Annotated in this window: 9 protein-coding genes and 1 pseudogene; 3 read left to right on the forward strand and 7 right to left on the reverse strand. The window is 71.5% G+C overall.

The genetic code is table 11. The features are described 5' to 3' along the window. Window positions 1-268: pseudogene (locus F0L68_RS43740) on the reverse strand (RNA-guided endonuclease TnpB family protein); the annotation flags it as partial. Between the two features lie 21 nt (window positions 269-289). Further along, window positions 290-496 carry a helix-turn-helix domain-containing protein gene (locus tag F0L68_RS43745; RefSeq protein ID WP_223199219.1) on the reverse strand — a complete coding sequence of 69 codons (207 nt, stop codon included), beginning with the start codon at window positions 494-496 and terminating at the stop codon, window positions 290-292. A 301-nt stretch (window positions 497-797) separates the two neighbouring features. On the opposite strand from F0L68_RS43745, the gene F0L68_RS28705 reads away from it, so the two are divergent. Beyond that, window positions 798-2,354, forward strand: a complete 1,557-nt coding sequence (locus F0L68_RS28705) for a long-chain-fatty-acid--CoA ligase (RefSeq protein WP_149852959.1) — start codon at window positions 798-800, stop codon at window positions 2,352-2,354. A gap of 90 nt (window positions 2,355-2,444) precedes the next feature. Here F0L68_RS28705 and F0L68_RS28710 read toward each other — a convergent pair whose 3' ends face one another. From F0L68_RS28710 to F0L68_RS28720, 3 genes are read right to left on the reverse strand one after another with little or no spacing between them, the layout of a single operon-like run. Further along, window positions 2,445-3,185, reverse strand: a complete 741-nt coding sequence (locus tag F0L68_RS28710) for an SDR family oxidoreductase (protein ID WP_149852960.1) — start codon at window positions 3,183-3,185, stop codon at window positions 2,445-2,447. 43 nt (window positions 3,186-3,228) lie between these two features. Next, window positions 3,229-3,600: a nuclear transport factor 2 family protein gene (locus tag F0L68_RS28715; protein WP_149852961.1), complete on the reverse strand. Its 372-nt coding sequence runs from the start codon at window positions 3,598-3,600 to the stop codon at window positions 3,229-3,231. Between the two features lie 10 nt (window positions 3,601-3,610). After that, window positions 3,611-4,786, reverse strand: a complete 1,176-nt coding sequence (locus F0L68_RS28720) for an MFS transporter (protein ID WP_149852962.1) — start codon at window positions 4,784-4,786, stop codon at window positions 3,611-3,613. A gap of 133 nt (window positions 4,787-4,919) precedes the next feature. Between F0L68_RS28720 and F0L68_RS28725 the strand changes: the two genes are divergently transcribed. Then, window positions 4,920-6,242 (forward strand): helix-turn-helix domain-containing protein, encoded by a 1,323-nt coding sequence (locus tag F0L68_RS28725; protein ID WP_149852963.1) that lies wholly within the window; start codon window positions 4,920-4,922, stop codon window positions 6,240-6,242. A 124-nt stretch (window positions 6,243-6,366) separates the two neighbouring features. Next, a complete protein-coding gene (locus F0L68_RS28730; RefSeq protein ID WP_149852964.1) occupies window positions 6,367-6,942 on the forward strand; it encodes a TetR/AcrR family transcriptional regulator in 576 nt (191 codons plus the stop codon). Between the two features lie 58 nt (window positions 6,943-7,000). Here the strand turns inward: F0L68_RS28730 and F0L68_RS28735 are convergent, their stop codons facing one another. Together F0L68_RS28735 and F0L68_RS28740 are read right to left on the reverse strand one after the other, a co-directional pair. After that, window positions 7,001-8,482 (reverse strand): GlnX family signal transduction membrane protein, encoded by a 1,482-nt coding sequence (locus F0L68_RS28735; RefSeq protein WP_149852965.1) that lies wholly within the window; start codon window positions 8,480-8,482, stop codon window positions 7,001-7,003. Continuing rightward, a complete protein-coding gene (locus F0L68_RS28740) occupies window positions 8,479-9,177 on the reverse strand; it encodes an FHA domain-containing protein (RefSeq protein WP_149852966.1) in 699 nt (232 codons plus the stop codon). Before F0L68_RS28740 ends, F0L68_RS28735 begins: the two co-directional genes overlap by 4 nt. Window positions 9,178-9,181 lie beyond the last annotated feature (4 nt).

Below are 9,181 nucleotides of genomic sequence, written 5' to 3' on the forward strand. Positions count from 1 at the left end.
CCGCGTCCTTCACGATCGTGACCGAGGACGGGTCCGAGGGCAGGGGCCGCGACCAGCGCACCCGCAGGTCACCGACCTTCGGCAACCGCAGCTTCCCGTTGTCCAGGATCGCGAACCGGGCGTTGCGGGTGAAGCGAATGGCTTGCCGGTGGTCTTTGTGGGACCGGAACCGGGGCGGAGCGACCTTGCGGCCCTTGCGTGTGCCCGAGAGTGAGGCGAAGAAGTTGCGGTAGGCCGTGTTCAGGTCCGCGAGGGCCTGTTGCAGCACGACTGCGGACACCTCACCCAGTCAGGCACGATCAGGCGTCCGTTTGGCCGCGGTGATGACCAGCTTGGACAGGTCCCCGTCGGAGATGTAGGTCTCGCCGTTCTCGCGTGCCCGCTGCCGTGCGCGCAGCCCGTCGTTGAACACCACCCGCGCACACCCGAACGCCCGCGCCAGCGACTGCTGCTGGGCGGGTGTCGGGCACACGCGGAAGTTGTAACGGAGCTGCACACCACCAGCATCGAACACGTGTGCGAACCCACGCAAGATCACGTTCGAGTGACTCCCACACCCCGGCACTGTGGCACGCCCACCTCGAGCAGCACAACCGCCCAGTGTCAGGCACTGCCCGGGCCTTGACGGCCCGCCCAGCACGGGCCTTCACCCCCGTCCTCAAGGGCGAAGCACTGGCCCGCATCCGGGTAGCGGCTGGGGCGAATAGGGTCAAACGGGGCACGGACCCGTTGCGGCGCACGAGGTTCGTGTGATGCTGGAGGGCGCGTCGTGCTCGGACCCCCTCCGGAGGCTGCCCATGAACATCACGCAGGCGCTGCACCGAACCGCCACGCAGCACCCTGATCGGGTCGCCACCATCGACGGGGCGCGGACGCGCACCTACGCCGAACTGCTCGACCGCACCGCCCGCCTCGGCTCGGCGCTCGGCACGCTCGGCGCCGGGCCGGGGCAGCGGGTGGCGATCCTCGGGCTGAATTCCGACCGCTTTCTGGAGAGCATGCTCGGGGTGCTGTGGGCGGGCGCGGCGTTGAACCCGGTGAACATCCGGTGGAACGCCGAGGAGATCGCCTACTCGCTGGCCGACTCCGACACCGCGCTGCTGATCGTCGACGACGCGTTCGCCGCGCTGGTGCCCGGCCTGCTGCGCGCCTGCCCGTCGCTGCACACGGTCATCCACTGCGGCGACGGGCCGACACCCGATGGCATGGCAGGCTTCGAGGCGCTGATCGCCGCGGCCGAACCGGTGGAGGCGGTCGAGCCCGACGCGGACGAGCTGGCCGGCGTCTTCTACACCGGCGGCACCACCGGCTTCCCCAAGGGCGTGATGCTCAGTCACACCAACCTGTTCTCCTCGGCGATGGGCGGGCTGCTCACCCGGCACGCGGAGCCGATGGTCGAGGACTACCGGTACCTGCACGCGATGCCGATGTTCCACCTGGCCGGCATCGGCCTGTTCCTGGTCGCGCTGATTCGCGGCGGCACGCACGTGCTGATCCCGTTCTTCAACCCGCCGCAGGTGCTGCGGGTGATCGCGGAGCTGCGGATCAACGAGACGGCGCTCGCGCCGATCATGATTCAGCTGCTGCTCGACCAGCCCGACTTCGCCGAGCACGACCTGACCTGCCTCGTCAACGTCAACTACGGCGCTGCCCCGATGCCGGAGTCGTTGCTGCGCAGGGCGATCGCCGGGCTGCCGGGTGTGCAGCTGACCCAGGCGTACGGGATGACCGAGCTGTCCCCGCTGGCCACCCTGCTGCTGCCGGCCGACCATCACGACGCGGCCAGGCTGCGGTCGGCTGGCCGGCCGTGCGTGCACGCCGACGTCCGGGTAGTGGACGAGCAGGACGCGCCGGTGCCCGGCGGGACGATCGGCGAGATCGTCTGCCGGGGACCGCACGTGATGCTCGGCTACTGGAACCGGCCGGCGGAGACCGCTGCGGTGCTGCGCAACGGCTGGATGCACACCGGCGACCTCGGTTTCCTCGACGGCGACGGCTATCTGCACGTGGTGGACCGGCTCAAGGACATGATCGTCAGCGGCGGCGAGAACGTGTACTCGGCCGAGGTGGAGAACGCGATCGCGACGCATCCCGCCGTCGCGGGCTGCGCGGTGATCGGCGTGCCGGACGACCGGTGGGGCGAACGCGTGCACGCCGTCGTGGTGCTGCGCGAGGGCACCTCGGTCACCGAGGACGCGATTCGCGAGCACGCCAGGCTGACCATCGCGGGCTACAAGTGCCCGCGCAGCGTGGAGTTCGTCGACTCGCTGCCGTTGTCCTCCACCAACAAGGTGCTCAAGACCGAGCTGCGCGACCGGTTGCGGCACCGCGAGACGGCCGCCTCCGACGGTTGACCCCTCGGTCGGCGCGCGCACTGCCAGCGCGAGCCGCGCCGGGCGGTGGACTGCCCGGCGCGGCTCGCTGTTGGTGTGCGGCAACGGAAGTCAGACGACTCCGCCGTTGACGCGGATGTTCTGGCCGGTGACCCAGCTCGCCTCGGCGGAGGCGAGGAACGCGATCACGTTGACGATCTCGTCCGGCTGCCCGATGCGGCCCATCGAGGTCATCTTCTCCAGGCCAGCGATGAACTCCGCCGGCCTGGTCCGAAACTCGGGGGTGTCGGTCGGCCCGGGGGACACCACGTTCACGGTGATGCCCCGGTGCCCGATCTCCTTCGAGAACACCCTGGAGAACTGCTCGAGCGCGCCCTTGGCCCCGTCGTAGAGGCCGTAGCGCGGGAAGAACAGCCCGGTGGTGTGCGAGGAGATGTTGATGATCCGGCCGCCGTCGCGCAGCCGCCCGCCGGCGAGCTGCATGGCGAAGAACGGCGCGCGAGCGTTGACGCGGAAGCTGCGGTCGAACTCCTCCTCGGTGACCTCCGCGATCGGCTTGAGCACCGGGAGGACGGCGTTGTTCACCAGGATGTCCAGGCCGCCGAAGTGCTCGTCGGCCGCGTCGAACAGCGCGGCGAGCTGTGCGGTGTCGCCGATGTCGGCGGCCACGGCCCTGGCCCGGCCGCCGCCGTCGACGACGCTGGCGACCAGCTCACCTGCCTCCCCCTCCTGTCCTGGCAGGTGGTTGACGATCACCGCGGCCCCGTCCGCCGCGAGGCGCCGCGCGGTGGCCGCGCCGAGCCCGGTCGCCGCGCCGGTGACCAGCGCGACCTTTCCGTTGACTGCGTTCACTTCTCGACTCCCCAGTGCTTACCTGACTCAGTGCTGGCGTGACTCAGACGACGCTGTTGCCGCTCGCGGTGGTCTCGGGCACGGACTCCTTGACGTCCCAGTGCTCGGCGATCCGGCCGTCGGCGATGCGGAAGATGTCGACGACGGCCATGCCGAGGTCGCCGTCGTGCGCGGTGAAGTGGCTGTGCGCGAACACGAGGTCGCCGTCCTCCGCCGTGCGGCGGATCTCGAACCGGCCCTGCGGGACCTGCTGGCGGAAGCCGTCGACGAAGGCAGCCACCGCCGCGCTGCCGTCGGGCAGGTTCGGGTTGTGCTGCACCAGGTCCTCGGCGAGGTGCTTGCCGGCGAGGTCGGAACGACCCTCGTTCCAGACTCGCTGGAGGTACTCGCGCACGAGATCGGTGTTGGCGGACATGGGTCTCTCCTCAGGAAATCGGGACTGCGGTGGGGACAACGCGCCGGCTCGACGCCGCGTGAGCGGCCCCAGCCGACGCGAGCAACAGGAGGGCGACGGCCGGCACGAGCGCGGCCCCCGTCCGTGGCAGCAGGGTGCTGCCGAGCAGGCTGCCCAGGCTCATGCCCAGGTACAGCGCCGAGGCGTTGAGCGCGAGCACGATGGCGCGCTGGTCGGGCAGCAGGGTGACGAGCCTGGCCTGCTGCGGTGCGACGAACAGCTGGCTGAAGAACGCCCACACGGCGAACACCGCGATGCCGACGGCCATGGCGGGCGGAGTGGTGAGCAGCGCGGCGAAGACCACGGCCATGCCGGCGAGGGCGAGCGTCACGGTGCGGGTGCCGCCGAGGCGCACGCCGAGCCGCGCGGAGGACGCGTTGCCGACGACGCCGATCGCGCCGAACACCAGCAGTGTCACCGAAACCAGCCCGGGCCCGGCGCCGTAGCACTCGGCGAGGTATGTCCCGGCGACGCCGTACACGGTGAACTGGGCGGCGAGCGTCAGCAGCGTCGTGGCGACCATGGGCAGCACGCCCCCGCCGGTGAGCACCGTCCGGTAGGACCGCGCTGTCGGCCGCGTGCCGGTCTCGATCGGCGGGACGATCGCGGCCACCAAGGCGAGCCCGACGGCGGCGAGCACCGCGACCCCGAGCATGGCGGGCCGCCAGCCGAGACCGTTGCCGAGGAAGGACGCCAGCGGGACGCCGAGCACGGTCGCGACGGCCATGCCGGAGAACACCGTGGTCAGCGCGCGCTGCCGCTGCTCGGCTGGCACGAGCAGGGAGCCTGCGGCGGAGGCGGCCGGGCCGAAGATCGCGGCGCCGAGCGCGGCGAGCACCCGCGCGCCGGTCAACGCGGCGTAGGTGGGCGCGGCCGCAGCCGCGAGGCCGCCGACGGTGAGCAGCGCCAGTCCGAGCAGCAGCTGCCGCTTGCGGTCCATCCGGCCGAGCACGACGGGTGCCAGCGGCGCGGCGACGGCGAAGGTCAGCGCGAAGACCGTGACCAGCAGGCCGACGGTGGCCGGTGCGACCAGCAGGTCGGCGGAGATCGGCGCGCTCAGGCCGACCACGGCGAGCGAGGCGGTGCCGAGCGAGAAGTAGCCGAGCGCGAGGGCGAGCAACGCGGGGGTCGATCGGGTGGTGTGCACGGCACGGCTCACTTTCGAGCTGATGGGCGGGGGTGGGCATATCCCAGCACAGTTGTGAAATCTTGTGAAGATCAAAATTCACATCTCGGTTCGCGTGGCTAGGATCGGGGTGATCACGGAGAGGGGAGTCGAGATGGGACCCGACGGCGCGGCGGGACGCCGCATCCGGGAGTTGCGGCTGGCCAGGGGGCTGTCTCAGGCGTACCTGTCCGGCCCAGGCCTGTCCACCGCGCTGCTGTCGATGATCGAGTCAGGGCGGCGGGCCGCCACCTCGGCCACGGTGGCCAGGTTGGCCGAGCTGCTGGGCAGCACGGTCGAGTACCTGGAGACCGGCGAGCAGCCGCCGACCTGGCAGGAGATCGAACGCGTCCTCGCGTTCGCGGAGATCGCCCTGCACCACGGTTCCTCGGCGCAGGCGCTCGCCGACTTCGACGCCGTCCTCGCCGGCGGGCCGCCGCCGTTCGCCGCCAGAGCCCGCCTCGGCAGGGCGCGCGCGCTCGAGTCGCTCAACCGCTTCGACGATGCGATCGCCGAGTTCGACGCGCTGGCGCGGCAGGCCGACCCCGGCGGCGCGGAGTGGGCGGAGCGGAACATGGACGCGGCCCGCTGCTACGGCATGGCCGGGGACGAGTCGGCGGCCATCGAGCTCGGGGAGCGCGCGCTCGGCGTCGTCGAGGAACTCGGGCTGGACTGGACCAACGAGACCATCCGGCTCGGCGTCACCCTGGCCGGGGCGTACCGCAGCCGCGGCGACGTGGTGCGGGCGGAGGCGCTGCTGCGCAGACTGCTCGCCGCGGCCGACGAGATGGGCAGCCCGCTGGCCAGGGGGTCGGCCATGTGGAACGCCGCCCTCGTCGCGTACGACCGGGGCAGGCTGGGGGATGCGCGCCTGCTGGCCGAGCGGGCGTTGGCGTTGATCGGCGAGACGGGGCACGAGCGCAACATCGCCACGCTGCGCGCCGTGTACGGCAGCGTCCTCGCCCTCGCCGAGCCGGGGGAGGCGGCCAGGGCGTTGGCGATACTGCGGGAGGCGCACGGGTCGCTCCTCGAGGTGGCGAACCCGACGGGGGTCGCCAGGTGCGAGGTGGCCATGGCCGAGACCGCGCTGCTGCTCGGCGATCCCGGGCTCTCGATGACCTACGCCAGAGCCGCGGCGGACCGGGTTCGCGGCCTCCGCGGCATCGAGGAGCCGTACGCCGTCGTCGCGCTCGCCGAGGCCGCGCACGCGGACGGCGACCCGGGGACCGCGACCGCCGCGATGGACGAGGCCGCCGCGTTGCTCGACGCCGTCGACCAGTCGCGACGCGCGAAACCCCACCTGTGGCAACGGATCGCGGTGTTCCGCGAGGAGACGGGCGACACGACGGGGGCGCTGGAGGCCTACCGCAGGGCGATGCTCGCGGCCGGCTTTCCCGGCCGGGTTCGGCATGAGGTGAGGACGAGGTCGGGGCGGTAGGGCCGGCATCGTGGTCGAGGGAGACACCGCAGCACTTCTTTCCAATACGGCACGTTGCGTATACAAATTAAAATACGCGACGGTGCGTATGTCAAGTGGCTGGTGCGGCAACTAGGATCCGCACATGCCAGCAGGCCGACCACGCGACCGCGCCGTCGACGACGCGATCCGGCTCGCGGTCTTCGAGCTCATCGCAGAACAGGGCTACCAGGCGGTCACCATGGAGGGCATCGCCGCGCGCAGCGGCGTCGCCAAGCAGACCGTCTACCGCCGCTACAGCGGGCGGGGGCAGGCGCTGGTCGGCGCCCTCACCGAGCATGGCGCCCGGCACATCCCCGTGCCCGACACCGGCACCCTGGCCGGCGACCTGGCCGCGTTGCTGCGCGACACCTTCGACAGCCTGACGGCCGGCATCGGCGCCGTCCTGCGCGCCGTGATCGCCGAGACGCTGCACGACGAGGCGCTCGCCGAGCTGTACCGGCGCGAACACGTGGAGCTCCGTCGCGACGTGGTGCGCGAACTGCTCGCGCGGGCGCGGGCGCGGGGCGAGATCGGCCCAGCCGACGACGAGTTCCTCGTCGACCTCGTGTTCGGGCCGATGTGGTACCGCCTGCTGATCGGGCACGCGCCCCTGACCGAGACGCTGGCGCGCCAGCTCGCCGCGGCCGTCGCGGCGGCCGCGGCGATCCCGGCGGACTGAAACCCACCAGTACTGGGGGAACCGCCGGTACTCGGCGAACTAACCGGTATTCAGCGAACTATCGGTATTCGGCGAGCCTCGGCCGCACGCCGAGGACCACCAGCGCCAACATCACCAGCACCGCGAGGCCGGGGATCAGCCAGGTCCAGCCGCTGAGCGCGGCCTCGCCTTCGCTCAGCGCCGTGTCGAACGCCTGCTTGTTGATCGCGATCACCGACTGGAGCGCCTCGTCGTACCGCCCGAAGTCGTAGTTCGACGTGCCGGACGTGGTGCCGACGTCGAAGGCGACGGCCTGCCGCAGCTGACCGCTGCGCGACAGCGACCGCAGCCCCTGGTCGTCGCGCTGGTAGGTCGAGTACGCGGCCAGCAGGTGCTCGGCCGCCGCCTGCTCGCCGTCGAAGGTGACGTTGCGTACCTCGGTGCCGAAGAGCCCGTCGAACCGCACGTCGCGGGGATCTCGTTGGTACCTCGCCGCTGCGTCGTCCAGGGCCTGGACGTACTGCCCAAGGTCGTTGACACCGGGCAGCGTGGCGATCTGCTCCGCCTTCTCGTGGAAGGCGCGCTCGTAGTCGGCCGCGTGGTCCTGGTCGAGCAGGTACCGGCTCTCGTCGGCGTTCGCGTCGTAGCTCAGCGCCCGCGCCTCGGACAGCGCGACCACCGAGTCGAACGCGTCCTTCTTTGCCACCTTGAGCTTGTCCTGCTCGTTGACCAGCAACACTATCGCGGCCACGGTCAGGCACGCGACGAGCAGCGTGGCGACCGCGACCGCGGGGTTGACCAGCCGCCGCAACCGCCACCGCAGATACAGCTGGAGGAGCACCAGGGCCCCGCACACCAGGATGCCGAGCAGCATGACCAGCGATTGCGACCAGGACGTGTCGCCGTGGCTCACGGCGTAGGCGTCGCCGAGGATCCGGTGATTGGCGTTGGTCAGCTCCTGCGCGGCCTTGAGGGCGTGCGCCATCACGCCGGTCGCCTGCCGATAGAGATCGAGCGTCTTGGCTCCCGGCCGCCCGACCGGATCGTGCGAGTTCTCGTTGAGCAGCAACGCCTCGCCGGCCAGCGCCTCGTAGCGGCCGAGGTCGTCGAGCACGGTCCGGATCGACCGCTGGGTGGACGGGTCGGCCCCACCGTTCGCCGCGACCTGCTGCACGTCGGCGTCCACCTGGACACGCCGCTTCTCGTAGGTGTCCAGCGCCTGCCGCCGGTTGCCGGCGAATTCGGCGTCGGTGCCGACCAACAGCACGTTGGCGACCTGGGCGTCCAGGTCGCTCAGCGCGAACCGCAGGTCCGCGCTGGCGGCGACCTGCGGCGCGGCCTGGTGCCCGATCACGGACAGCCCGTCGCGCACCCCGCCGAACGCGCCGCCCACCACGACGCCCCAGGCGACCGCGAGCACCAGGATGACCCCGGTCAGCGCCCTGAGCACGGACGGCGTGCGCCACCTGAACAACAGCCGCCGCACGCTCGCCAGCAGGCCGGTCGTCCTCTGGTCGGTCGGCGTCGTCGGGGCCGAAGGTCTGTTCAGCGTCGCGGTCATCGGTCGCCTGCCCTGAGCGTGAGGGTCGTCCAGGCGCCGAGGTGGATCTCGTCGCCGTCGTGCACCGGGATCGCCGTGTCGTTCGGCACGGGCTCCTGGTCCGCGTTCACCGTGGTTCCGTTGGTGGAACCGGGATCCAGCAACATCCAGCCGCCGTCCGGCCGCGCAAGCAGCACGGCGTGCAGGTGCGAGATGCCGGGGTCCTGCGGCGGGCCGCTCAGGTCGATCTCGGGCGTTACGCCCTGACTCCGGCTGCGCCTGCCGATGCGAATCTCCTGACCCGTCAACGAGAAGACCCGGTTGGGGCAGTACGTCGGAAAGCTGATGGTCGCCGCGTCGGGCCCGTCCTGCTCCCGCACCGCGTCGAAGTACGCGCGGTCGGCCCGAACCACCGCGGTCCACTCGGCGGCCGGCGGGCCGGTCGGCTCGCCACCCGTGTGACAGTCGATGGGCGGGTCAACGGGCGGCGGGGCCGGCGGCGTTGCGGTGACGGGCTGCGCGGCGACGAAGTCGTAGCTGCACCCCTCGCAGAACCGCCCGGTCCGGGGCTCCCCGCACGCGGGGCACGGCTCGGTCCCGACACCGGCGAGAGGCGTGGATGTGGTGGCGGACAAGGGGTCCGCCGAGATCTGCCGACCGCACACATCGCAGTAGTCCGTGCTGGTCGAGTCGTGTCCGTCAGGACAGGCAGGCATGGCG

Origin of the sequence: Solihabitans fulvus (assembly GCF_008386585.1) — a bacterium.
Lineage (GTDB): Bacteria > Actinomycetota > Actinomycetes > Mycobacteriales > Pseudonocardiaceae > Solihabitans > Solihabitans fulvus.

Bases quoted from the DNA above. Each gene is read 5' to 3' on its own strand.
- F0L68_RS28725 (WP_149852963.1), top strand. From the start codon at position 4,920: ATGGGACCCGACGGCGCGGCGGGACGCCGCATCCGGGAGTTGCGGCTG.
- F0L68_RS28735 (WP_149852965.1), bottom strand. From the start codon at position 8,482: ATGACCGCGACGCTGAACAGACCTTCGGCCCCGACGACGCCGACCGAC.
- F0L68_RS28705 (WP_149852959.1), top strand. From the start codon at position 798: ATGAACATCACGCAGGCGCTGCACCGAACCGCCACGCAGCACCCTGAT.
- F0L68_RS28740 (WP_149852966.1), bottom strand. From the start codon at position 9,177: ATGCCTGCCTGTCCTGACGGACACGACTCGACCAGCACGGACTACTGC.
- F0L68_RS28715 (WP_149852961.1), bottom strand. From the start codon at position 3,600: ATGTCCGCCAACACCGATCTCGTGCGCGAGTACCTCCAGCGAGTCTGG.
- F0L68_RS28730 (WP_149852964.1), top strand. From the start codon at position 6,367: ATGCCAGCAGGCCGACCACGCGACCGCGCCGTCGACGACGCGATCCGG.